The sequence below is a fragment of the Natronorubrum marinum genome (assembly GCF_052040125.1).
Taxonomy (GTDB): Archaea; Halobacteriota; Halobacteria; order Halobacteriales; family Natrialbaceae; genus Natronorubrum.
Window position 1 is genome coordinate 743,076 of record NZ_JBPPFV010000001.1, and the last position, 23,517, is coordinate 766,592.

The following is a 23,517-nucleotide window of genomic DNA, read 5'->3' on the forward strand; positions in this document are numbered from 1 at the left end:
CGATGGTGAACTCCCCCGAACGGATCAGTACGGTGGCTCCGGTCGGTCTCCGTCCTATCGATCACCGCGATCGAGGTACTCGAGCGCCTCCGCGTCGGTTACCTGCCCGAACGTCCGGTAGAACTGCCCGACCGCGCGGAACGACTGGGGCTGCCCGAGTGCGATCACCTCGTCGGCTTCGGCCTCGAGGTCCGCGAGACCGCGCGGCGAACCGACCGGAACCGCGAGCGTTACGTGTTCGGCACCGGCCTCGCGAATCTGTCGGAGACAGGCCCTCGCGGTCGCGCCCGTCGCGACGCCGTCGTCGACGACCATCACGCGTTTCCCCTCGAGATCCGGCAGTCCCGGCGTCTCGCGGTATCGATCGGCCTTCTGGCTCGCGTTGTTCGCCTCCGACGCTCGCACCTCCTCGAGGTAGTCCTCGGAGACCCCGAGCCGATCGATGAGGTCTTCGTTGTACCAGACGCTGCCGTCGCTGGCGACCGCTCCCAGCGCCAGTTCGGGGTTCTTCGGCGCGCCCATCTTCCGTGCGACTACCACGTCGAGGCCTGCGTCCAGCGCGTCCGCAACCGGTCGGGCGACGGGGAGCGCACCGCGAGGAATTCCGAGGACGATATCGGCGTCGAGGCCGCGGGACTCGAGTTCGGCGCCGAGGCGTTCGCCGGCGTGGGTTCTGTTGTCGAACATGGCTCTCACTACGACGGCGACGGCCTATGCTTTGGTGTGGCACACGACGGGGTCGAGCCGCCCTCGTCAGCCAACGTCTTCAAACGGGGTTGGTCAGCCACGTTGCGATGGCGCGCGCTGTCGTGTGCTCGAGCGATTCTACACAGAGTATTCCGCCGGGGTGTGTATTCGGTCGTTTCGTACAGCGTCGCAAAGCGACCGGAACTCGCCTGCCGAACGGCTACCCGTCACGACCAGACAGACAAGATATGGCCCGTCTTCAGCAGACGCTTTCGAACATTTCCGAGGAAACGGGGGTCAACAACGGTCGCGTCGGTATCGTCGGCGGGGCCGTCGAGTACCCCAACCAGCCGGCGCTCGTCGGCCGAGCGGCGCTGCGAACCGGCTCGGATCACGTCCGGGCGTTCGTCGCCGATCCGATCTACGAGATCGTCGCGGGTCACGAACCGAATCTGCTCGTCGACCGCTACGCGGGCGAACAGTTCGAGGAGAGCGCGGTCGAACGCACCCGCGAGATGAGCGAGTGGGCCGACGCGATCGTGATCGGCCCGGGTCTCGTCGACGCCGACGCGGACGCCGTCTCCCGGGCTGTCGAGACCGTCGACGTACCGACCGTTATCGACGCCCTCGCGATCGAACCCGCCCTCGAGGCCGACCTCTCGAGTGCAGTGCTCACCCCCAGCGACAAAGAGGTCGAGCCGATCGAAGACGCCTACGGGAGCCTCGAGGCGTTCTCCGAGGAGACGGGGGCCGTCGTCACGCTGACGGGAAACGTCGACGAGATCGTCGCCGACGGCGAACGGACGAGCAACGAGACAGGGACCTCGGCGCTGACGGTCGCCGGAACCGGCGACACGATGGCCGGGATCACCGCCTCGCTGCTCGGGCAGGGGATGGACCGCAGCAACGCGGCGGAGTTGGGCGCGTGGATCCTCGGCAAGAGCGGGGAGCTGGCGACGACCGAGTACGGTCCGGGCGTCCTCGCGACCGACGTGATCGATCGGATTCCGGACACGATTCGCTGAGGCGAGTCGCCGAGACGGGAAACCATTACCTCTCGTCGCGTCGTCAGTACGACCGAGATGTCCGAACAGCGCTCCCCACCCGCGGCGACGACGGAGGACGAAATCTCCCATCCCGTCTTCGCCGCGCTCTACGATCTGTGTCCGGAACCGGACCAACTGACGGCACAGCGAGCGTACCTCGCGCGCGACCTCTCTGGCCGGGTGCTCGAACTCGGCTGTGGCACCGGCGATATGTTCCCGTTCGTCGTCGACGGCACCGCGGGGGACCTCGAGTACCACGCGATCGAACCGGACCCACACATGCGCAAACGAGCCGTCGACGCCGCACGCGAGACCGGTCTCGATGTCGACCTCCGTGATGCGCGGGCCGAATCGCTGCCCTACCCCGACGGCAGCTTCGACGTCGTCCTCGCCGGCGTCGTCTTCTGTACCGTACAGGACCCCGACGCAGCGCTCGAGGAGGTCGTGAGGGTGCTGAAACCGGGCGGCGAGTTCCGCTTTCTCGAGCACGTCCACGCCGACGGCTGGCGCGGAACCGGCCAGGAACTGCTCGATCCCCTCTGGAAGCGCACCGCCGGCGGCTGTCACCTCACCCGCGAGACCGTCGCGCGGTTCGTCGGCCACGACGCGTTCGCCGTCGAGGAAGTCGATCGGCTCGATATCAGCGTCTTCCCAGCAACGCCGATCGTTCGGGGAACGTTGCGTCGCCGGCAGAACGGCGTGCTCGGATAGGAACTCCGGTTCGACGTTCTCGAAGGGGAACCGGTCTCGAGAGCAGGCACTCGCTTCGCCGTCGACATCATCGACCCGGAGTCTGCAGGTGGAACCGTTTCCCGCGAGTCTGTTCAAGAGCCGTATATGTCCGAACCGGATCGAGAACCAACGGAGACGACCACGACCTCCACGGAGGAAGCCGAGGAGGAAGGGCAGTGGATGGCCCGGAACTGGATCGGGATCGCCGTCGTCTCGATCTTCTCGCTGCTGTTGATCATGCTCGCAGCGATGCAGTTTACGGGTGTCATCGACATCCTCGCACCGATCGCAGAGACTGAGGGCCAGCAGTGGGGCGTGTTCTTCGTCCTCGCGCTGATCCTGATCATCGTCGGCGGCTGGAGTTGGAAGGCGATCCTCAACTGAACGGAGTCGAACTGAGACGATATCGCCCGTAATGCGACTCGAGACGACCGCTCCGCTCTGCTTTTCGAGAATCGATCTGTAGTCACAACGCCGCCTGCGATTACTGTTCGCTCGCCTCGAGTACCTCTCGATTCCGAATCCACGCGTCGGCGCCGAACTTCCGATCGGCGAGGTCGTGGGCGGCCTCGAGCTCGCCCGCCTGCCATTCCGATTCGTCAGCGTCGCACCACTCCCCGAGCGCCGACCCCAGGGTATCGACGGCCTCCTCGCGGTCGATCCCCGCTTCCTCACGGATGCTCGTCACCCGGTCGGTGAACGTCTCGTGCTCGAGATCGGTATCGAAGACGCCGACGTGATGAGCGGGCTCGAGGTCGTAGCTGATCGAGCCGTGCTGGATGACGACGTCGCGCTGGCGGTACTGGGCGTTGCCGCTGATCTTCTTCGCGTCCGCACCCGAACTCGCCGGCGCGACCACGTCGTGGGCCGGGTTGATGTCGCGAAGGTAGCAGGAGGGCTGGTAGATCGACGACTGTTCGGCACCCGCGAAGTCGGCGTCGACGCCCATTCGCTGGAGTCCCTCGAGCACCGGCTGGCAAAACAGATCGTAGCAGTCCATCAGATTCCCGGGCACCTCGTCGGCCGGCGCAACGATCGTATAGGAGATGTCGGCGTAGCGGTCGTGGTAGATCCCGCCGCCGCCGGTCTGTCTGCGAGTGACGTCGATCCCCTCGCGTTCGCAGTAGTCCCAGTCGACCGTCTCGGGATCCTGACGATACCCCAGCGACAGCGTGCTCGGCTCCCACGAGTAGACCCGGACGGTTCGCAGGTCGTCCTTGAGGGCCGTCCGCGCAGCGATTTCCTCGACGGCCATCTGTACGTCCCCCGCGCGGGGGTCGTCCCGGATCAGCCGCCACTCTCGATCGGCGAGGTCGCTCATACCCGTTCAGTCGCTCGCAATCGAGTTAGTGATTGCGACCCGCCGAGTGGCCGGGCCGAGCATCCGGTTCGCCCGACGACGGTGAGACCGGAAACGCAGTTCAATATCGACAGTCGTTATGGGCTCGGACGAGGCATCGCTTCGAGCTCCTCGATCTCACCCGTTTTCTGCACTCGCTCGTACTGTCGCGTCCACGGGTCCTCGGGGAAGAGGTCGTTCCGGTCGAACAGTTCCCGCGCCGCCTCGCTGACGCGGTAGAACTTGTACGGATAGCCTCGAACCCGCGTTCCCGGTTCGACCTCGAGTTCCTCTAGGACCCCGACTTCCTGTAACGTCTTGAGGTGGCGGCGAATGGCATCCGCCTCGAGGCTGGGGTTCATGTAGTCCAGTTCCTTGACGCTCGGCGCGCCCTTTGGATGGCCGACGATATCCGCGAGGAGGTTCGCACGCGTCCTCTCCGTCGATTTCTGGAGGGCAAGCCACGTATTGAACCCGTCCGTGGGCCCTCGCTCACCGCCGTCGGTTGGTTGGGTCGTTTCCGGGTGCATATCGGACACTACGGTGGCATCTCACATAAACACTCGGTCGATAGAATCAACTGTTTTACTAACCGTTTCCGAAGTGTTTTATCGAGCAGTACCTATATTAGTTGTCCAACTAATCCTGAAATAGCGTGACGAATAGCGAAGACTTCCCACGAGACGAACCGATCGAGTCGTCCCTCGACGGCGTGGATTCCGACGAACTCGTCGACGACGATCAGTTACAGCCGACACCCGAACAGCACGAACAGTTGAAAAACGGGTTACACGGGGATCGATTTACGGCGATCAAACGTTCGGAACGACGATACCTAGTAATCGGTCGTGGCGGTGACGACGGTCCCGGAAAGCGGCGAACCGAAGTCTGTACACTCCTCGACGAACGGCGGGCAGCGACTGCGTTTCGCCTCGAGGATTTCGGCTTCACGGGCGAGGAACTCGAACTGTGGGCTCCCGCCTTCGACATCCTCTCCGAGATGGCGACCCATATCGTCGGGGTCCTCGAGGACTACAACGGCGGGCACGTCTGGGAACTCGGATTCCTGTATCGGTACCAAACTCGCATTCGGGACGCGCTCTGGCTGCTAAAGCGAATCTACGATACCGAAGCGGAAATGCGAGAGCACTACGATAACGGGATGGCTGCCTCCCATCTGGCGGCGCTCGAGGAAGCCGCCGGTGGCCGAGTCCTCGAGTGGGACACTCCTGCTGACTTCCCGGATGCAGTCGGATCGATTCCGTGAGTCGGCGAGATCACTTGTCTGACCCGTTGTGATAGCGCTAGAGCTGAGCTCGGCAATGAACCTGTAGCTTGCACCAGTGAGGAGAAACCACTCGTAGCGTGAGTTCCGTCGGTCGAAATTCGATTTAATATCGCAAAATACGATTTATCTCGGCGGCGGTGACGATACGACGCACGGCCTGAACAGCAGGTAGAACTGGATAGAACGCCGGGAACGGCCGATCGAACGACGATCGAACGACGATCGAAGACGAACGTTCTCGGGCGGACCGATCACGACAGTGCGATCCGCACGTCACGACGTTTTTACGTACACGCCGGCTACCACGCGCTATGGTGCGGAACGTCGCCGGATTACTTCCGGAACTCGAGACCGAAGACTTCTATCTCCTATCGGGGGTCGAGCAGGGAATGCGCTTCTCCGAGTGGGTCCAGCGGGAGAAACTCCCGAAGTTCTCGAGCCTGACCGAGGAGGAAGTCGACTACCGGCTCGAACGCTGTCTCAAACGAGGGTTGGTCGAGAAGAAAACGATCCAGTACGAGGGCTACACGCTCCAGTTCGAGGGGTACGATATCCTCGCGCTGCGAGCGCTCGTCGAGCAGGATACGATCAGCGAGTTCGGCTCGCCGCTGGGCGTCGGCAAGGAGAGCGACGTCTACGAGGTCAAATCCTACAAGCCCCACGCGCTGAAGTACCACCGCGAGGGGTACACGAACTTCCGGGAAGTCCACAAGGAACGGGACTACACCTCGGATAACGAGCACGTCTCCTGGATGTACACCGCTCGGAAAGCGGCCGAACGGGAGTACGACATCTTAGAGGAGCTGTATCCTGACGTCTCGGTTCCCCGGCCGATCGGTCAGAACCGCCACGCTATCGTCATGGAGAAGATGGAGGGCGTCGAACTCTCGCGAACGAAACTCGAGGATGGGCAGGTGCTCGGGGTCCTCGACCTGCTCGTTCGCGAGGTCGCGCGCGCGTACGATGAGGGGTACGTCCACGCGGACATGAGCGAGTACAATGTCTTCGTCAGCGAAGCGGGCGTGAAAGTCTTCGACTGGCCCCAGGCGGTCCCGACCGATCACGAGAACGCCGACGAGTTCCTCCGTCGAGATCTGACGAACATCGTGGGTTACTTCCGACGAAAGTATCCTCGACACGTACCCGACGAACTCGAGAGCGACGACGTCGCGGAATCGGTCGCCGACGGATCGTTCGAGACGGTAACTGACGTCTGATCGGCGTCGGAAGTCGATAAAAACGGATGCTGGTTGATCGAACTGTTCTCATACGGTTTACTGTAAGTCATTTCCGGGCCGACCGCGAGCCGTCCTGCGGTCGGGCCGATAAATCGTTACAGCAATCCGTATCAGGCCGGCGTCCCGGCGGCGCCCGGTCGCGGCTCGGCTTCCGGTGGCTCCTCGAGCGTGTGCAGTTGATCGTACGCGCGAGCAGTCGTCGCGAGGGCGTAGACGAAGACCACGGCGCCTCCGATCTGAAAGATCGTGGTACCGACGATTCCGCCGGCCAAGACCGCCGGCACGCCGACTGCGGCGTTGACGAGCAGGCCGAGAAAGACGACGGCGACGCCGAGACCGAACAGTCGGAGTCGGCTGCCGCGAGTCAGCGCCCAGCTGCTGCGGAACGCCTGCACGAAGTTTTGGTCTTCAACCGCGACGAACACGCTCCAGTAGTAGAGGCTGACGAGGATGAACAGCCCCGGGACGAGCAGGAAGAGGCTCCCGACGGCGACGGCGAGGGCGAAGACGATCGCTCCGACGAAGAGGTTGAGCGTGGCCAGCCCGATATTCCTGCGCTGGAACTCACGCGGGATGATCTCCCGCTCGTCGGAAGCGAACGTTCGCAGCGCAACGATTGCGACGACCAGCGTTGCGATCGTGATGGCAAACGAGAGCAGTCCCGTAGCGACATCGACGAGGCCGACCGTCGGTGCCGTTTCCGCGGCGGGACCGAGGTTCGTGGGCGCGACGAGGGCGTTCACCACGGCGAGGACGGCAAATACGGCGACGAAGATGAGTCCGTTCCGCTCGCGGGTGCGGTCGAATCCATCGGTCATTGCGTCGATGATGCTGAAGACCATGCATAGAGTACGCGCCCTGAGGAGATATAGTTATGTTAACATAGTTAGGTAGGTCGAAGGATCCCGACGGAGAGACCCTCCCGGCGCCGTGTGTGGAGCTTCGGTTCTATCTGACTCGAGCGACTGCGCTCCCGGAATCAATCATATATTGGTATATAAAATGAGGAGGCGGTATACCAAACGGTCGCCGTTGCTTCGACTAGCGTCGGAGTCCGTGAGCGACTCGAAGCGGTGACCGAACTGACGTTTCGACAGTTGACGTGGCCAACCCGTCTCTTTCCTCACGAGTCCGGACGCGGCCTTCGTCACCGGAACCTCGCTGTTCGCTGACAGCGAGCGTAGAGCGGTAATGCAGGACGAGACGCTCCCGACGATCGATCGTTGGAGGACTGATAACAACTTGCGGCTCGGTTCTCGAATCGAGCGAGGGCGCCGGGCACCGATCGCTCACTCGAGTCGATCGACGGAGAGCCCGTCGACGATTTCGCCGTCCGCGACCGCCGCGTCGAACGCGCCGATGACCGCGTCGCCGACGAGCCACGAGACGTCGTCGTCGGGATCGACGCGATACCGGTCGCTCGAGAAGTTCGTCACCCAGGTCCGTCCGTTTTGCTCGCCGACCCGGACGCCGTCGGGGAGGCGATCACTGTACGCGACGCCCGTTCGCTCGAGGAGCGGGCGGACGAGATCGTCCGCGAGGTCGGCTTCGGGCCAGACGCCGCAGTAGACGACGCTGCCGTCGCCGACGGTGTTCCGAACGGCGGCTGTTCGGCCCGATTCGATCCCGTCGGTGTCGTAGGTGAGTAACGGTTCGGCCGCATCGGTCTCGAGCCACTCGGCCCACGTGCGGAACGGGTACGTCTCGCTCTGCCCGTCGGGATCGTTCGCAGATCGAACCCTGGTCTCGATCTGGGACGGCAGCGACTCGTGTTGGTCGACCGTCGCGCCGACGAGATCGGCAAGCGGCCCCGGCTGAGGTGCAGGTCGGAGCTTGTTGTACTCGTCTTTGACGCCCGTTCGGGGGCCGAAAAGGAGTTCGCCGCCGAGTTCGACGTAATCCGCGAGCCGATCGGCGAGGTCCCCGGTGAGGAGGTGGAGCGCGGGTGCGACGACGGCGTCGTACTCGGCGAGATCGGTGTCGGGGTGGACGATGTCGACCTGCACGCTGCGAGCGCGGAGCGCGCCGTAGAACGACTCGAGCAGGCTCCAGTAATCGAAGTCGGGCGAGTGGGGCTGTGCGTCGAGCGCCCACAGGTTGTCGTAGTCGAACAGCAGGGTCACGGGCGCGTCGACGTGGTCGACATCGCCCAGGTCGGCCAGTTCGTCCGCTGTCTGGGTGGCGTCGTGGTAGCCCCGGTCGGGCGAGCCGTCCTGTTTCCGCAGTCCCGCGTGGTACTGCTCCTGGCCCTCGAGGCAGCGTCGCCACCGGAAGTACAGCACGGCGTCGGCGCCGTGGGCGGTCGCGTGGTGGGCCCACAGTCGTATCGCCCCCTCGCCGGGCTGGGGACAGTGCGGCGGCCAGTTGACGTCACCCGGCTGTTGTTCCATCACCCAGAACGGGCGATCGAGCGCGCTCCGGTAGAGGTCGTGGTCCATCCCCACCTGATCGGGGTCGCCGGCCCGCAACTGGTCCGGCGAGGCGTCACCCTCGAGGCGATCCTGCGCGGATCCCGTGGGATAGGAGTCCCACGAGACCAGATCGAGGTCCTCGCTGACCGCGTAGGCGTCGAGCGCCGGGAACCGGCCCATGAAGTTGTGGGTGACGAACCAGTCCGAGTTAGCCTCCTCCAGGAGGTCGACGTGCAACCGGTTGTAGTCGACGACGGAGTCGCTCGAGAACCGCGCGTAGTCGAGCAGTCGGGACGGGTGGTGTTCGGACGGCGTCGGTCCCGGGGGGTCGACCGCTTCGAACGCGGCGTACCGCTGGCTCCAGAAGGTGTTCCCCCAGGCCTCGTTGAGCGCTTCGATCGAACCGTACTCGTCGGCGAGCCACTCGCGGAAGGCCTCGGCGCAGTCGTCGCAGTAACAGCGGACGGTCCCGTGACAGCCGAATTCGTTGTCGGTCTGCCAGCCCGCGACGGTCGGGTCGTCCGCGTACCGTTCGGCCAGTTTCGTGACGACTCGTTCGGTCTCCTCGCGGTAGGCGTCGGAGTTGAAGCAGTAGTGCCGACGACTGCCGTGTTCCCGAACCGTTCCGTCGGCGTCCTCCTGCAGGATGTCGGGCCGTTCGTCGACCAGCCACTTCGGCGGCGTCGCGGTGGGGGTACAGAGCACCGCCTGCATCCCGTACCCGCCGATCAGTTCGACGATCTCGTCCAGCCACTCGAATTCGAACTCGCCGCGTTCGGGTTCGAGGACGGCCCACGAGAACTCGGCCATGCGGACGTACTCGAGACCCGCTTCGGCCATCCGTTCGACGTCGGACTCCCAGCGCTCCCGGGGCCAGTGCTCCGGGAAGTAACAGACTCCGATACTCATATTCGCACGCCACGACGTGCCTACCTAAGCCTTCTCACACTTCCGACGAACTCCGTTCGGGACGCGTCGAGTACCTGTCGCCGTCAGTGACGGATGATCGTTTAATTTGGCGCGCGTCCGTAGCTAGTACCATGGGAGAAAATACCACCCGAACACTCGATGGTATCGGCATCTGGGGCGGCGGGGTCACCGGTGGTCTGGTCGGCGGAATCACGATGGGGCTGGTACTCCACCTGGGCGCGAACCAGATCGAGTTGCTAGGCGGACTCGTTCCCGGGGCAGGGACGGCGGTCGCGGTCGGCTGGACCGTCCACCTGTTGCTCAGCGTCCTGTTCGGACTGCTGTTCGCCGCCATCGCCTCGAGCAGCATCGTCCAACAACTGCTGATCACGTTCACCGACTACGTCATCGTCGGCCTGCTCTTCGGCGCGATTCTGGGGCTGTTCGCCGGCGGTGTCCTGTTCCCGGTCGCGATGCAGGGTGCCGGCGTCGCGACGCTACCGCTGCCGTTCCTGCCGGTGCCGGGCGTCGCGGCCGAACTGGTTAGCGCGCTGCTGTTCGCGATCGGCCACCTCGTCTACGGACTCCTCCTGGGAGCCGTGTTCGCGACGGTCAACGGCGTCGCACCGGCCGGTCTGGGAGAACGCGTTCCGCTCGAGCGCTGAGCGGACGCGTCGACTCGCGCGGACGGCTCCCCCGTCCGACTCGAGCGCACCGGCACCTCGTTTTCGACCCCGAGCGCGTCCTCGGAGTTCGAAGCCCTTATACTCGAGAGTTGGGTAGACTGTCGTAGACTCGCTGAGTCGCGGGCATCAGCGGGCACCTGTTCGGCGACGACGCCACCACAGGTCGGGATGTGATCCGCGGGGACCGGCCCCGGTCGGGATTGAACCAGGAAACGCCCGCGGTGATAGCTATGGCAAAAAGCTTCTACTCCCACATCAAGGACGCATGGAAGGACCCCGACGACGGGAAGCTCGGGGAACTCCAGTGGCAGCGAAAACAGGAATGGCGAAAGGAAGGCGCAATCGAGCGAATCGAGCGCCCGACCCGCCTCGACAAGGCGCGCGAACTCGGCTACAAGGCCAAGCAGGGCATCATCGTGACCCGGGTCTCGGTCCGTAAGGGGACCGCCCGGAAGGAACGATTTACGGCCGGTCGCCGATCCAAGCGCCAGGGTGTCAACCGTATCGGACGGCGCAAGAACATCCAGCGCATCGGCGAGGAGCGTGTCTCCCGCAAGTACCCCAACCTGCGCGTGCTCAACAGCTACTGGGTCGGGGAAGACGGCTCGCAGAAGTGGTTCGAAGTGATCCTCGTGGATCCCGAACACCCCGCCATCCAGAACGACGACGATCTCAACTGGATCTGCGACGACACGCACACGAACCGCGCGTTCCGTGGCCTCACCAACGCTGGCACGGCCAACCGCGGTCTCAACAACCGCGGCAAGGGCGCCGAGAAGGTCCGTCCGTCGAACAACGGCGGCAAAGGCCGCGGCAAGTAACCCGCTCCGCCGACCGCGGTCGGCTTTACACCACCTGCTTCGATTTTTGGCGACTCCTCCGCACTCGAGAGCGACTGCGCCCGAGACGTGCTGTCGTTCTCAGACGGCGACAGGCCACTCCGTGCACCACTCTCACCTGCGCGATAGCGGCGACGGACACTAAGTAGCCGTCCGTGGTACGGAGGGTATGCCACGATCACCGGTCGCCGAGTTCACGATCGATCGCGTGCAGGTACTCGATCAGGAGGGGCGCGTCGACGAATCTCTGGAGCCGGATATCGACGACGAACAACTGCTCGAGTGGTACCGGACGATGAAACACGCTCGCCGACTCGATCGGCGGGTAATCGCCCTCCAGCGGCGGGGTGAGCTGGGAACGTACGCGCCGTCGACGGGACAGGAAGCCGCTCAGGTGGGGAGCACTGCGGCGCTTTCGGACGACGACTGGACGGTCCCCGCGTTCCGCGAACATCCCTCGGCGCTCGCCCGCGGGCTGTCCGCACAGGGCATCTTCGAGTACGCGATGGGACTCGAGGAGGGCGGCGAACCGCCCGACGACGTGCCGATCATGCCGCCGTCGATCGCGGTGGGTACCCAACCGTTACACGCCGCCGGAATCGGCTGGGCCGAGGCGATGAACGAGAGCGATCGAGTCGCGCTCACCTACTTCGGCGACGGCGCGACCAGCGAGGGCGAGGTGTACGAGGCGATGAATCTGGCGGGGGTTTACGAGGCCCAGACGATCTTCTTCTGTCAGAACAACCAGTACGCGATCTCGACGCCATTGTCGAAACAGACGCGGGCCGCCACCCTCGCTCAGAAGGCCGTCGCCGCGGGTATCGAGCCGATTCAGGTCGACGGCAACGACATCCTTGCCGTCTATCTGGTCACGCGGGAGGCGATCGAGCGCGCTCGACGCGGCGTTCCGACCCTGGTCGAGGCGACGACCTATCGCCGGGAGATGCACACCACCGCGGACGATCCTTCCGTCTACCGGACCGTCGAGGAAGAGGAGGAGTGGGAGCCCCTGGACCCCATCCTGCGATTCGAGGGCTACCTCCGCGACCGCGGGATCCTCGACGACGGGACCGTCGCGGAGGTCGAGCGCGAGATCGAGGACGTTCTCGAGACCAACCTCGAAGCGGCCCGGGAGACCGCCGCGAACGCCGATCCCGCGGACATGTTCGAGACGGCCTACGGCGATCCGCCCGAGTACCTCGAGCGCCAGCGCGACGCATTTCTGGACGATTCGGGACGCGAGGTCGCCCCCGCAGACGGAAGCCGGCGCGGCGACGGCGGCTCGACGGCGACCGGATCGGGGACCACCGAGGGCGTCGAGCGGCTGAACATGGTCGAGGCGATCCGCGAGACGCTTGGCGCGGAGCTGGACCGCGACGAGGACGTCCTCGTCTACGGGCAGGACGTCGGGGTCGACGGCGGCGTTTTCCGGGCGACACAGGGCTTACTCGATACGTTCCCGGGACGGGTCCACGACGCCCCGGTCGCCGAAGCCGGCATCGTCGGCCTCGGCGTCGGCCTCTCGGTGGCCGGCTACCGACCGGTCGCGGAGATCCAGTTCGCCGGCTTCAGCTTCCAGGCGTTCTCTCAGATCCACCAGCACGTCTCGCGGATCCGAAGCCGTTCTCGCGGGAAACTCACCTGTCCGATGGTGATCCGAGCGCCCTACGGCCTGGGCGTGAAAGCCCTCGAGCACCACTCCGAGAGCTACGAGGCGGGCTACGCCCACGTGCCGGGACTCAAGGTTGTGATCCCTTCCACCGCGGGGGACGCGGCCGGGTTGCTCCGGTCCGCGATTCGGAACCCCGATCCCGTCCTCTTCCTCGAGCCGATGCCGCTGTATCGGGCGGCCCGTCGACCGGTTCCGGAGGACCATACGGTTCCCCTCGGCGAGGCACGCGTCGTTGAGGAGGGGACCGACGTCACCGTCGTCACCTGGGGCGCGATGGTCCGGGAGGTCGAGGGAGCCGTCGACGCGAGCGAGGTATCGGCCGACGTGATCGACCTGCGGTCGATTAGCCCGATGGACGCCGAGACGGTCCTCGAGTCGGTCCGGAAGACGGGTCGCTGCGTCGTCGTCCACGAAGCGCCGCGGACGGGCGGCTTCGGCGCCGAGATCGCGGCCCGCATCTCGGACGAAGCGGTCTGGCACCTCGAAGCGCCGATCGAACGCGTCGCGGGCTACGACGTTCCGGTCCCGCTGTTCGGGCGCGAGGAGGCGTACCGACCCGACGAGGCGCGAATTCGGGCGGCGATCGAACGGGTCGCCTCCCAGTAGGCGCTGGTTGTGGTCCCGTCGTTACCGATTTCCGGACGATTCCGGCCCGAGGCTTATTTTGGAGGCCGGCGTAGGCCGAGGTATGGTAGACCACGTGCTCGTTCCCGTCGACGACTCGGATCGATCGACGCAGGCGCTCGAGTTCGCCTGCAAGGAGTACCCCGACGCTCGAATCACGGCGTTGCACGTCCTCGACCCGGGCGATTTCTACGCCGCAACGGGGATCGAAGGGGGTGCGATGGCCAACTACGAGGAGATTCAGAACGCTCACGAAACCCGGGCGGAGGAAATTCTGAAGCACGCGCGCGAACTGGGCGCCGAACACGGCGTCGAGATCGAAACGGATCACATCGTCGGCGGTATCTCGCGGTCGATCGTCGAGTACGCGGACGACAACGACGTCGACCACATCGCTATCGGCAGCCACGGGCGGACGGGCGCGAGCCGTATCCTGCTTGGCAGCGTCGCCGAGAAGGTCGCCCGCCGGTCGTCCGTTCCGGTGACGATCGTTCGGTGACTGTAGTCACGCGGCGGCGAGTTGGCCCGACAGCGTCTCGTGAGTGTTATCTGTGCATATTGTTCTCACAGGAGCCCACATACGAACGATTAGGGCGTCCCAGCCACTGGTTCCGTGTATGACCGACGACGACACCCACGTTGCGTTCGTCTGCGTCCAGAACGCCGGCCGAAGCCAGATGGCGACCGCCTACGCCGAACGCGAGCGCGAGGCGCGGGATCTCACCGACGCGGTCGTGATCCACTCCGGCGGCACGCACCCCGCGGACGCGGTCCACGACGTCGTCCGCGAGGCGATGGCCGAAGACGGGATCGATCTCGACGGGCGCGAGCCACGGCAGATCGACGACGAGACGCTCGAGTCCTGTGACTACGTCGCGACGATGGGCTGTTCGACGCTCGAACTCGAGGCCGAGACGGACGTCCGCGACTGGGATCTGCCCGATCCTCACGGGGAGGACCTCGAGACGGTCCACGAGATCCGCGAGGACGTATGCGGGCGTGTGAAGGCGCTGTTCGACGAGATCGAGTCGCGATAATCTCTCGCCGATCCACGCGATCGCTCACCAGATCGCTTCCGGCACCGATGCCTCTCGAGGAACGAACAAGAGCGCGTACTGCTGCAGACCGAGATTCTCCGCGACGGGCAGTACCTCACCGAACGCTCCGCGTTCGCCGAGACTGTAGTAGAACATCACCCCGAGCGAGATCGGGAAGAGTACTGTCAACCAGAACGCACTCGGTGTGACGGTAACCAGTAATCTCGTCAACCGATGGTGACGAACGGTCCGGATCAGTTTCCGGACCGCCGTCGGTTCCTGCCTCTCGACACTGTGTTTAGTTCCCACGCGTGTCCTTTTCTGTCACTGTAGCTCTCTGTACCAACTAATTTGTGACGAAACCAGCCCCTCACCGTCAATAGTTCTCCACATAGGGTCGCTTCGGTGTGGCGAGGAGCGCCACATCACCGAACGGTTCGTCGAACTCGGCGCTCCGATCTACCATTCGGTTCACGGTTCCGGCAGCTTCGAGGTCGGCAACGTCGTCTGGATCGACAAGGAGACGATCGCGATCGGTCGCTCGCGGACGACGAACGCCGAAGGCATTCGACAGGTCCGGACCCTCCTCGAGACGTACGATATCGACGTCGTCGAGGTACCGATCTTCGGGAGCACCGAAAGTACGGGGCAGACCCACTTGGCGCTCGTCTTCTCGATGGTTGCGCCCGACCTGGCCCTCGTCTACCCCGAAGCGGTACCCGACGAGTTCCTCGAATTGCTTACCGATCGGGGTATCGAAGTCGTCTCCGTTCCGATGCGCGAACAGCGAAATCGTGCGACGAGTACGGTCGTCGTCGAGCCGGGATCGGTGCTGCTGCCAGCGGGGAACCAGACGGTCAGTTCGGCGCTCGTCGACCGGGGCATCGACGTCACGGAGTTGCCAATTCGCGAGACGACGAAAGCCGGCGGCGACTTGAAAGGACTCGTACTCCCGCTCGAGCGCACTCCGTTCGAATAATCTGGTCACAATACTGGGTATGTAATCGTACTAATTTCGTCAGAGTAGCTTTTTCTCTAAAGATTTATTGACAACCTCGCCGTCGATATCGACAATGAGCCTTGGTGACGAGGAACGCGACCACGACCACGCCGAACTGCTCCGCGAGCGAACGCAGTCGAGTGAAGCGTTTCACGAGCGCGCCGGGGCGGTAACGCCGCTCGGGGTCGAATCCAACGTCCGCGCGTTCGATCCGTATCCCTTCTACATCGACGAAGCGGACGGATCGCACGTGTCCGATATCGACGACAACGAGTACCTCGACTTCCTGTTGGCGCTGGGTCCGATTATCCTCGGCCACGGTCACCCGGAGGTCCGCGAGGCGGTGAAATCGCAGGTCGACACCGCCGATCTGACGGCGACGCCGCAGCCGATTGCGATCGAGTTCATGGAGAAAATCGCCGAGTTGACTCCCAGCATCGAGTCGGTTCGGCTGGCGAACAGCGGTACCGAGGCGACGATGCACGCCCTCCGCGTCGCCCGATCGTACACGGGGAACGACAAGGTCGCCAAACCCGAGGGCGGGTACGCGGGGGCACACGACTACGCGCTGCAGAGCGTGTACGCCAGCGAGGAGGCGCTCGGCCCCGCCGACCGACCGAACACCGTCTCCTACGGGACCGGTATTCCTGACGTTGTCAGCGACACTGTCGTCGCGTTCCCCTTCAACGACAAGGCGGCGACCGAAGCCATCCTCCGTGAACAGGCCGACGACCTCGCGGCGGTGATCATCGAACCCGTGATGTTCTCCTGTGGTTGTCTCAAGCCCCGGGACGGCTACCACGAGTTCCTCCGCGAACTCACGGAGGAACTCGGGATCGTACTCATTTGGGACGAAGTGATGACCGGGTTCAGACTCGGTCTCGGGAGCGCCCAGGAGCGATTCGGCGTTACGCCGGATATGACCACTTTCGCGAAAGTCGCCGGTGGAGGCTACCAGACCGGCGGATTCGGGGGCAAAGCCGAGATCATGCGCGAAATCGAGCCGCCGGCGAAGAAGGATGAGGAAAAGTGGCACGCCTCCGCGTTCCACGGCGGCACGTACAACGGTCATCCGGTCTCCGCCGCGGCCGGATTGAAGACGCTCGAAATCCTGGAGCGTGAGGACGTCTACGACCACATCGAACGGTTGGGCGAAAAACTCTTCACCGGACTTCAGGAGGTCGCCGACGACGTCGGACTGCCGGCGAACGTCCAACACGTCGGCTCGATGGGGCAAGTCTACATGACCGACGCGGACATCCACTCCTATCGCGATAGCTGGAAAGCGAACGAAGAACAGTTCGCCGACTGGTGGCTCGAGGCCGCCGGGCGCGGCGTATTGTTCGGGAACCCGATGCAGGGCGAACGCTTCTTTACGACGTACACGCACACCGAAGACCAGATCGATCACGCACTGGAGATCGCCGAGGAGGCCTTCCGCGCGGTCGACCACCCCTACGACGACTGATCGAGTATGCGCTCGAATCAGGACTCCGCGGACGCGACGTCCGACGACGGGATCGCGAAGGAACTCGCGCGCGGGTGGCTCGCTCAAGGACGCGTTGCAAACGGTCGGTGACCACCGGTGACCGACGATCGACGTGACGTTGCGATCGTCGGCGGCGGCGTCGTCGGCTGTGCGATCGCGAGAGCGCTCTCGCCCGCCTACGACGTGTCCCTGTTCGAGCGGGGGACGCTCGCGAGCGGTGCGACCGCCCGCGCCGCGGGGGAGGTCACCATGGCGCCGTCGTACACCGATTACCCGCGGAGCCGTTCGAACTCGATCGGTTCGACGACCGCTCGAGCGACTTCGAGTTTACCAGCATAAGCGACGGCGGAGACGGTTACTGACTACGGAGCGACGCGCCTCTACGAAGGCGCGTTCAGGTGAAACGAAAATCCGGCAGTTGCCGACCGGAACTCACGCGGAGACGGTCTGACTCTCCCGCTCGGTTTCCGACGGGCGAACGTCCAGGTCGGCTCGGAGCGCTTCGATGGCGTCCTCCGGATCCGTTTTGGAGTCGAAAACGCGGTCGAAGCCCATCTCGCGGAACAGCGTGCGGGTCTCGTCGAAGTCGTCCTGCCCGACGGCGAGGTTGCCGCCGATGTAGGTCGTGACGTCCTCGAGGTCGGCGTCCAGCATCTCCTGGTGGAGTCCCTCACAGTCCTGCTCGGCGTGGCCGTAGAGCGAGGAGACGAGTACAGCCTCGGCGTCGTGGGCGGTCGCTGCGTCGACGAACTCGTCTTGGGAGGTCTGCACTCCGAGGTTGACGACGTCGAACCCGGCCGCCTCAAACGCTTGTTCCAGGATGGTGATCCCGACAACGTGGGCATCGGACCCGATCACGCCGAGGATGACTGTCTTCGTCATGTTCGTACCTCCACCGAATACGGCGACCACCATAAACCTAATGATTAATAATGTGGCAACGGTTCACACGGTTCCAGTCGTGCGATTGGGTCACCCGAACGGAAGGCTACTCGATTCGGTCGTCTACGCACTTGCTCGAGGCGATATCCGTCCGTTCGACTCGCGTCGGTCGATTCCCGTCCGTTCAGGCTGAGACGAGCGTCGCGATTCGAAAGTCGTACACGTCGATACGTGATCGCGAGACGGTCGATCGGTCGAACGCGATCGCAGAACTGGTAGTAGGAACTTCGAGACGGCTGATACGCTGACGAGCGGGGACGATCAAACGGTCGTCAGCGCACCGATCGGCGCGTCGGTCCGGCCTCGAGCGCGCTCGATGCCGTCCTCGCCCGCGGCGATGAGCGCGAAGACGCCGGCGACGTCGGCGTCGGCGGTTTCGACGATGTCGAGGAGGAGTTCCTGCGTTTCGCCCGAGCGGATGAGGTCGTCGACGACGAGCACCGACTCGCCCTCTGCGATGGCGGACTCGGGGAGGTAGTAGGTGAGTTCGATCCCCGACTGGAGCCGTTCGCGGGCCTCGATGAACTCCTCGACGGCGGTCTCCTTGCGCTTTTTCGCGTAGGCACAGCGGGTCCCGTAGTAGCTCGCGAGCGAGGCGGCGAGCGTGATGCCGTCGGTCGCGGCGGTCAACACCACGTCGGGGCGATCGAACTCGAACCCGTTGGCGACGACGGGCGCGACGAGGTCGAGAAACGGCTGATCGAAGACGGCCGAACTGTTGTCGACGTAGCCCTCGTCGTCGACCCGAATACGGGCCTCGAGTTCCTGCCCGAGCGCTTCTCGGCCGAGGTCCTCGACGACTTCGCGTGCGCGTTCGGTTCCGGGAAGGACGTGGCCGTTGACGTATCGGTTGAGGTCGCCCGCCGGAAGCTCCGTGGTCTCGGCGAGCTCGTCGTAGGTCCGCGTCTCTTTCAACATCCGCAACACGTCGACGGCCCGCAACTGAAGGGCAGCCTTCTCGGCTCTGTTCATACAGATATGCACGATTCCGCAACTATGGGTATTTCGATCGAAAATCTACACCGGATCTGCACGAACGTGGCAGATCTACCCGCACGGTCGGTGCCCGAACTCCTGCCCGCACACTCACCGGCTGTCCGGGCGTTTATCGCGTCCGTAACGGTCGATCAGCCGTCGCATGACTCGCGCCTGCGCCTTCTGGAGGAGCGTTGCGGCCGTACTCGAGGCACAGCCCAACTCGTCGGCCACGGCCTCGACTCCGCTATCGCGAGGGACCTCGTAGTAGCCGACGTCGACGGCGGCTTCGACGGCCTCGAGTTGGCGAGTAGTGAGATCACCGGTGAGCGGTGCGTGTCGGCGGTCGTACTCGCCGATCGCCTGCACGGTCGCGTCGATTTCCTCCGGCAGTCCGTCGAGCATCGCCTGGAGGTTGTCGCCGCTGCCAACGACCGTCATGTAGAACGCCGCGGTGGAGTCGTAGACGATCGGCGGGACGACGACGAGATCCAGCGCGGCGAACGCCTCGCGCCAGCGCACGTCCTCCGGACGGGTCTCCTGACAGATGTAGACGTAGAACGAATCGTCGTCGATCGGCGTGAGGTCGTACCAACGAACCGAGTCGACGGCCTCGATCGCCGCTTCGTAGGGTTCGCGATCGGCTTCGGTGTAGAACAGTTCGTACTCGAGGCCGTCCTCGCGGCCCGCGACGTTCCAGGTCCGGAGCTCCTCGTACCGAACCGCGTCCTCCTCGCGGATGAACCGCTGCATCGGATGGAGCATCCAGTCGGGCTGGGAGAGACGCACGGTGAGGTACTTCATCGGCTGTCGGTCGGAACTACACTCCCAACACGCTTATAAATTGACTAGTAGAGCCGTGAGAAAACCGACGACGATCGTGGGGCAACGGTCACGTATGCGACTGCACCAGTGGACAGCGGCCGAGCAGTGGACAACCATCGAACCGTCGATGGAGGTGCGCTCGTAACCGTGCTCGACTCGCTCGCAATGACGCCGACGACAGTAGCGTTCATCGCCGGTCTCGGTCTCGTACTCACCAACCTCGTCGGTATCGTCGCCAGCGCGCTCGGCGTCGCCGACTACTGGCCGCCCGGCGAACGCGGGTGGCAGTTCTACACCCACTGGGGCATTTCGCAGGCGCTCAACGTCGTCCTGGCGGTGGTCGCGTACCTCGACTGGAACAGCCTCGGCCTCCCGCGAGGACCAACGCTCGTCGCCGGCGCGACCCTGTTCGTCGGCGGCTTCGCCGTCGCGCTCGCGGCCGGCTACGACCTGGGCGTCGAGGAGACGAAGGGGCTGTCCGGCGAGTTGCGAACCGGCGGCTGGTATCGCTACTCGCGGAATCCCCAGTACGTGGGCTACATCGCGGCGACGATCGGGTTCGTACTCCTCGCGAACTCCACGCTTGTGGCCGTCATCTGCGCGTGCTTTCTCGGCTGGTGGCTCGCGCTGCCGTTCGCCGAGGAGCCGTGGCTGCGCGAGCGGTACGGCGAGGAGTACGAGCGGTATGCCGATCGGGTCCCGCGGTTCGTTGGGCTCCGAACGATACGTGCGGTCGCCGGCAGTCGAACGGAGTCTCCGGTTACGGAGTGAGCCGCCTCGAGTACCGTCGGAAAATCGATACTGGTGTCGGGCCGGTTGACCGTCGTCAGTCCTGCAGGAAGTCCGGTTCGGTCCGCTGCTCGTCGCGCTCGCCCTCGAGGTGGTTGCGGAATTCCTCGATCCCAACATCGTATTCCTGGTCCTCGAAGCGGTCGCGCACGGAGATGTTGCCGTCGTCTTCCTCGTTGTCGCCGACGATGATCTGGTAGGGGACCCGATCATCGTGGGCGGCGCGGATCTTTCGCTCGAGCGTGCTGTCGCGGCCGTCGACTTCGACGCGGAAGTCGTCGAACTCGTTGGCGACGCGGTGGGCGTAGCCGAGGTTGTCGTCCGAAATCGGGAGCACGCGGACCTGTTCGGGCGCGAGCCACAGCGGGAAGCGACCCTCGTAGTGCTCGATGAGCATCATGAAGAACCGCTCGTAGCTGCCGTACAGTGCACGGTGGATCATCACCGGCTCGTGCTCTTCGTTGTCTTCGCCCACATAGCTCAGGTCGAAGCGATCGGGCATGTTGAAGTCCAGTTGGACCGTCGGGCCGTCCCACGAGCGGCCGATCGCGTCCTCGAACGCGAAGTCGATCTTCGGCCCGTAGAACGCGCCGTCGCCCTCCTCGAGTTCGTACTCCAAGTTGCGCTTCTCGAGGACGTTCTCGAGTTGTTCCTCGGCGTGCTCCCAGATCTCGTCGCTGCCGACGGACTTCTCGGGACGCGTCGCCAGTGCCATCTCGTAGTCGAGGTCGAACGTCTCCAAGACGTCCGTGATCATGTCCATGATCTCCTCGACCTCGCGTTCGATCTGGTCGGGGCGGATGAACAGGTGGCCGTCGTCGATCGTGAAGGCCCAGACCCGCGAGAGTCCCGACAGCTCGCCGCGCTGCTCTTTCCGATAGACTTTGCCGTTTTCCGCGTAGCGGATCGGCAGGTCGCGGTAGCTCCAGGACTGGTCCTGGAAGATAGCCGCGTGGCCCGGACAGTTCATCGGCTTCAGGCCGAACTCGTCGTCGCCGACGTCGAAGATGAACATGTCGTCGGCGTAGTTCTGATAGTGGCCCGAGCGGTGCCAGAGATCCGTCTTGAAGACGTGTGGCGTCTCGACGTAGTCGTAGCCCGCGTCCTGATTCAGGTCTTCGACGAAGTCCTCGAGCTCCTTGAGGACCGTCTTCCCCGGCGGGTGATACAGCGGCAGTCCGGGGCCGGTGACGTCCTGGATCGAGAACAGGTTCATTTCGTTGCCGATCTTCCGGTGGTCGCGCTTCTCGGCTTCCTGCTGGCGCTCGAGGTAGGCCTCGAGGTCGCTCTCGTCCTCGAAGGCCGTGCCGTAGATGCGCGTCTGCATGGTGTTTTCCTCGTCGCCGCGCCAGTAGGCGCCGGCAATCTCCAACAGCTCGACGGCCCCGATCTCGCCCGTCGACTCGACGTGCGGGCCGGCACAGAGGTCCTCCCACTCGCCCTGGCTGTAGAAGGTGACCTGCTGGCCGTCCTCGGCGAGTTCCTCTAAGAGTTCGAGCTTGTACGGCTCGTCGGCGAGTCGCTCTTCTGCCTCCTCGATCGAGACGTCCTCGCGCTCGATCTCGTAGTCCGCCGCGATGATCTCCTCCATTTCGGCCTCGATCTTCGCGAGGTCTTCCTCGTCGACGTCGAGGTTGTCGAAGTCGTAGTAGAAGCCGTCGTCCGTCGGCGGGCCGATGGCGAGTTTGACCTCCTCGGCGTCGAACAGGCGCTCGACGGCCTGGGCGAGACAGTGCGACGCGGAGTGGCGCATCACGCGGAGGTACTCCTCGGACTGGTCCGTGACGATCTCGAGTTCGGCGCCGTCGTAGGCTGGCTGTTCTTTCGCGACGAGTTCGCCGTCGAGTTTACCGGCGATCGTGTCGCGGCCGAGACCGGGACCGATCTCGTAGGCGCAGTCCTCGACCGTCGCGTCGGCGGCGACCTCGAGTTCGGAGCCGTCCGGTAGTACAACTACGATTCGTTCCTCTGACTGGGAATCTGATTCTGACATGGGTAGCGCTGTGGCTGGTTGGTGAACTTCTCACAGAAGTTCGGTCGGGCGTCCGCGTGTGCCGCTCGGCTGTGCGTTCGGGCCGACACAGCGAGCGGTAGGTGTGGGTTAGAAGCGGGCGGAAGCCCCTGTAAAGCGGACACCTACCATCGTGAATTCGAATTGTCTCGAGTAGGATAAAAGCCTTCTGATGGTCTGCGGCGACGTTCCGATCCCGTCTCGGGTCCCGCGCTCGCGTCGCGCCGCGCTCGATTCGTCCCGTCGCCGATTACGTCATCCGCTCCGACTCCGCGCTCGGTCCGGACCGCCAATCACGTTACCCGCCCCGACGCCGCATCGTCGATCCGTCCCGACGCCGACTCGACTCGCTCCATCCGACCGTCACTCCGATCTCGTCTCGTCGCCGATATCCTCGAGCGGCGGAACCACGCCGAGTTGCTGGAACAGCCCGAGGGCGTCGTAGCTCGTCCACATCTCGACGATCCGCCCGTCTTCGATCCGGTACTGCTCCATCCCGGACACCGTGACCCGCTCGCCGGTCGGCTCTACGCCCGCGAACTCGCCCTCGTGTGTCCCGCGTGCGGTGTATCGCAACGCGGCGACATCGGTCTCAGCGACGATCGACTCGACCTCGTACTCGACGTCCGGAAACGCCGCTCGGTACGTTTCGACGTACTCCCTGTAGTCGTCGCGTCCCCGCGGTTCGCCGTCCGTCGCCGGATCGTGCAGGACGAAATCGTCGGCGAACAACTCGTCGATTAGCTCGAGGTTACCCTCGGTCCAGACCTCCTCCGGGTCGCGTCGCACCAGTGATCTCGTCTCTGTCGTCATCGTGGTACCTCGTCCCGTCGGGGCTGCGGATCCGGGTCGCGACGCGCGTTCCGACTCGGCAGCACCCGAAGCGGTCCGGACGACGTACGCCGAATCGAGCCGTAAAGGGCGTCCCTGCAATGTGCGACCGGCGTGTGAGATCCGGGCCATCTGGTGTCCGAACCG

25 protein-coding genes are annotated in these 23,517 nt (G+C 64.4%); 14 read left to right on the plus strand and 11 right to left on the minus strand.

The window, feature by feature from the left end:
* Positions 1-54 precede the first annotated feature (54 nt).
* Entirely contained in the window at positions 55-687 is a 633-nt protein-coding gene (locus ACSFC5_RS03820; protein ID WP_440763926.1) for a phosphoribosyltransferase, read from the minus strand.
* A gap of 248 nt (positions 688-935) precedes the next feature.
* Here ACSFC5_RS03820 and ACSFC5_RS03825 point away from each other — a divergent pair, with 248 nt between their 5' ends.
* From ACSFC5_RS03825 to ACSFC5_RS03835, 3 genes are all read left to right on the plus strand, one after another.
* The gene (locus ACSFC5_RS03825) at positions 936-1,712 is read left to right on the plus strand and encodes an NAD(P)H-hydrate dehydratase (RefSeq protein ID WP_440763927.1); all 777 of its coding nucleotides are present in this window, start codon (positions 936-938) and stop codon (positions 1,710-1,712) included.
* A gap of 57 nt (positions 1,713-1,769) precedes the next feature.
* The gene (locus ACSFC5_RS03830; protein WP_440763928.1) at positions 1,770-2,444 is read left to right on the plus strand and encodes a class I SAM-dependent methyltransferase; all 675 of its coding nucleotides are present in this window, start codon (positions 1,770-1,772) and stop codon (positions 2,442-2,444) included.
* 126 nt (positions 2,445-2,570) lie between these two features.
* A complete protein-coding gene (locus ACSFC5_RS03835) occupies positions 2,571-2,849 on the plus strand; it encodes a hypothetical protein (RefSeq protein WP_440763929.1) in 279 nt (92 codons plus the stop codon).
* 100 nt (positions 2,850-2,949) lie between these two features.
* Here the strand turns inward: ACSFC5_RS03835 and ACSFC5_RS03840 are convergent, their stop codons facing one another.
* Both ACSFC5_RS03840 and ACSFC5_RS03845 read right to left on the minus strand, forming a co-directional pair.
* Entirely contained in the window at positions 2,950-3,786 is an 837-nt protein-coding gene (locus ACSFC5_RS03840) for a lipoate--protein ligase family protein (protein ID WP_440763930.1), read from the minus strand.
* Between the two features lie 116 nt (positions 3,787-3,902).
* Positions 3,903-4,334: a helix-turn-helix domain-containing protein gene (locus ACSFC5_RS03845; protein WP_440763931.1), complete on the minus strand. Its 432-nt coding sequence runs from the start codon at positions 4,332-4,334 to the stop codon at positions 3,903-3,905.
* Positions 4,335-4,459: 125 nt separating this feature from the next.
* On the opposite strand from ACSFC5_RS03845, the gene ACSFC5_RS03850 reads away from it, so the two are divergent.
* A complete protein-coding gene (locus ACSFC5_RS03850; protein ID WP_440763932.1) occupies positions 4,460-5,071 on the plus strand; it encodes an aminopeptidase in 612 nt (203 codons plus the stop codon).
* Between the two features lie 332 nt (positions 5,072-5,403).
* Positions 5,404-6,309: an RIO1 family regulatory kinase/ATPase domain-containing protein gene (locus tag ACSFC5_RS03855; protein WP_440763933.1), complete on the plus strand. Its 906-nt coding sequence runs from the start codon at positions 5,404-5,406 to the stop codon at positions 6,307-6,309.
* A gap of 131 nt (positions 6,310-6,440) precedes the next feature.
* On the opposite strand, the gene ACSFC5_RS03860 is transcribed toward ACSFC5_RS03855, so the two are convergent.
* Together ACSFC5_RS03860 and ACSFC5_RS03865 are read right to left on the minus strand one after the other, a co-directional pair.
* Complete coding sequence (locus ACSFC5_RS03860; RefSeq protein WP_440763934.1) at positions 6,441-7,172, minus strand: DUF7847 domain-containing protein; 732 nt, start codon at positions 7,170-7,172, stop codon at positions 6,441-6,443.
* 447 nt (positions 7,173-7,619) lie between these two features.
* The gene (locus ACSFC5_RS03865) at positions 7,620-9,650 is read right to left on the minus strand and encodes a beta-galactosidase (RefSeq protein WP_440763935.1); all 2,031 of its coding nucleotides are present in this window, start codon (positions 9,648-9,650) and stop codon (positions 7,620-7,622) included.
* Between the two features lie 131 nt (positions 9,651-9,781).
* Between ACSFC5_RS03865 and ACSFC5_RS03870 the strand changes: the two genes are divergently transcribed.
* From ACSFC5_RS03870 to ACSFC5_RS03890, 5 genes are all read left to right on the plus strand, one after another.
* Complete coding sequence (locus ACSFC5_RS03870) at positions 9,782-10,315, plus strand: hypothetical protein (RefSeq protein WP_440763936.1); 534 nt, start codon at positions 9,782-9,784, stop codon at positions 10,313-10,315.
* 251 nt (positions 10,316-10,566) lie between these two features.
* Positions 10,567-11,157, plus strand: coding sequence for a 50S ribosomal protein L15e (locus ACSFC5_RS03875; protein WP_440763937.1), 591 nt, complete (start codon positions 10,567-10,569; stop codon positions 11,155-11,157).
* 187 nt (positions 11,158-11,344) lie between these two features.
* Positions 11,345-13,453, plus strand: coding sequence for a pyruvate dehydrogenase (acetyl-transferring) E1 component subunit alpha (gene pdhA / locus ACSFC5_RS03880; RefSeq protein WP_440763938.1), 2,109 nt, complete (start codon positions 11,345-11,347; stop codon positions 13,451-13,453).
* Positions 13,454-13,535: 82 nt separating this feature from the next.
* Positions 13,536-13,970, plus strand: a complete 435-nt coding sequence (locus tag ACSFC5_RS03885; RefSeq protein WP_440763939.1) for a universal stress protein — start codon at positions 13,536-13,538, stop codon at positions 13,968-13,970.
* A 118-nt stretch (positions 13,971-14,088) separates the two neighbouring features.
* Complete coding sequence (locus ACSFC5_RS03890; protein ID WP_440763940.1) at positions 14,089-14,508, plus strand: arsenate-mycothiol transferase ArsC; 420 nt, start codon at positions 14,089-14,091, stop codon at positions 14,506-14,508.
* 24 nt (positions 14,509-14,532) lie between these two features.
* Here ACSFC5_RS03890 and ACSFC5_RS03895 read toward each other — a convergent pair whose 3' ends face one another.
* Entirely contained in the window at positions 14,533-14,697 is a 165-nt protein-coding gene (locus ACSFC5_RS03895; protein ID WP_440763941.1) for a hypothetical protein, read from the minus strand.
* 268 nt (positions 14,698-14,965) lie between these two features.
* On the opposite strand from ACSFC5_RS03895, the gene ACSFC5_RS03900 reads away from it, so the two are divergent.
* From ACSFC5_RS03900 to ACSFC5_RS03910, 3 genes are all read left to right on the plus strand, one after another.
* Entirely contained in the window at positions 14,966-15,487 is a 522-nt protein-coding gene (locus ACSFC5_RS03900; RefSeq protein ID WP_440765017.1) for a dimethylarginine dimethylaminohydrolase family protein, read from the plus strand.
* A gap of 94 nt (positions 15,488-15,581) precedes the next feature.
* Complete coding sequence (locus tag ACSFC5_RS03905; RefSeq protein WP_440763942.1) at positions 15,582-16,976, plus strand: aspartate aminotransferase family protein; 1,395 nt, start codon at positions 15,582-15,584, stop codon at positions 16,974-16,976.
* A gap of 117 nt (positions 16,977-17,093) precedes the next feature.
* Positions 17,094-17,336 (plus strand): FAD-dependent oxidoreductase, encoded by a 243-nt coding sequence (locus ACSFC5_RS03910; protein WP_440763943.1) that lies wholly within the window; start codon positions 17,094-17,096, stop codon positions 17,334-17,336.
* A gap of 93 nt (positions 17,337-17,429) precedes the next feature.
* Here the strand turns inward: ACSFC5_RS03910 and glmS are convergent, their stop codons facing one another.
* The 3 genes from glmS to ACSFC5_RS03925 all read right to left on the minus strand — a co-directional run bounded on the left by glmS (position 17,430) and on the right by ACSFC5_RS03925 (position 19,718).
* Positions 17,430-17,879 carry a methylaspartate mutase subunit S gene (gene glmS / locus ACSFC5_RS03915; protein ID WP_440763944.1) on the minus strand — a complete coding sequence of 150 codons (450 nt, stop codon included), beginning with the start codon at positions 17,877-17,879 and terminating at the stop codon, positions 17,430-17,432.
* A gap of 321 nt (positions 17,880-18,200) precedes the next feature.
* Positions 18,201-18,911 (minus strand): phosphoribosyltransferase family protein, encoded by a 711-nt coding sequence (locus ACSFC5_RS03920; protein WP_440763945.1) that lies wholly within the window; start codon positions 18,909-18,911, stop codon positions 18,201-18,203.
* Positions 18,912-19,025: 114 nt separating this feature from the next.
* Positions 19,026-19,718 carry a helix-turn-helix domain-containing protein gene (locus tag ACSFC5_RS03925; RefSeq protein WP_440763946.1) on the minus strand — a complete coding sequence of 231 codons (693 nt, stop codon included), beginning with the start codon at positions 19,716-19,718 and terminating at the stop codon, positions 19,026-19,028.
* A 186-nt stretch (positions 19,719-19,904) separates the two neighbouring features.
* On the opposite strand from ACSFC5_RS03925, the gene ACSFC5_RS03930 reads away from it, so the two are divergent.
* Entirely contained in the window at positions 19,905-20,510 is a 606-nt protein-coding gene (locus tag ACSFC5_RS03930; RefSeq protein WP_440765018.1) for a methyltransferase family protein, read from the plus strand.
* Between the two features lie 55 nt (positions 20,511-20,565).
* Here ACSFC5_RS03930 and thrS read toward each other — a convergent pair whose 3' ends face one another.
* On the minus strand, positions 20,566-22,521 hold the full coding sequence (gene thrS / locus ACSFC5_RS03935; protein WP_440763947.1) for a threonine--tRNA ligase: 1,956 nt from the start codon (positions 22,519-22,521) through the stop codon (positions 20,566-20,568).
* 381 nt (positions 22,522-22,902) lie between these two features.
* A complete protein-coding gene (locus tag ACSFC5_RS03940) occupies positions 22,903-23,352 on the minus strand; it encodes an ester cyclase (RefSeq protein ID WP_440763948.1) in 450 nt (149 codons plus the stop codon).
* Positions 23,353-23,517 lie beyond the last annotated feature (165 nt).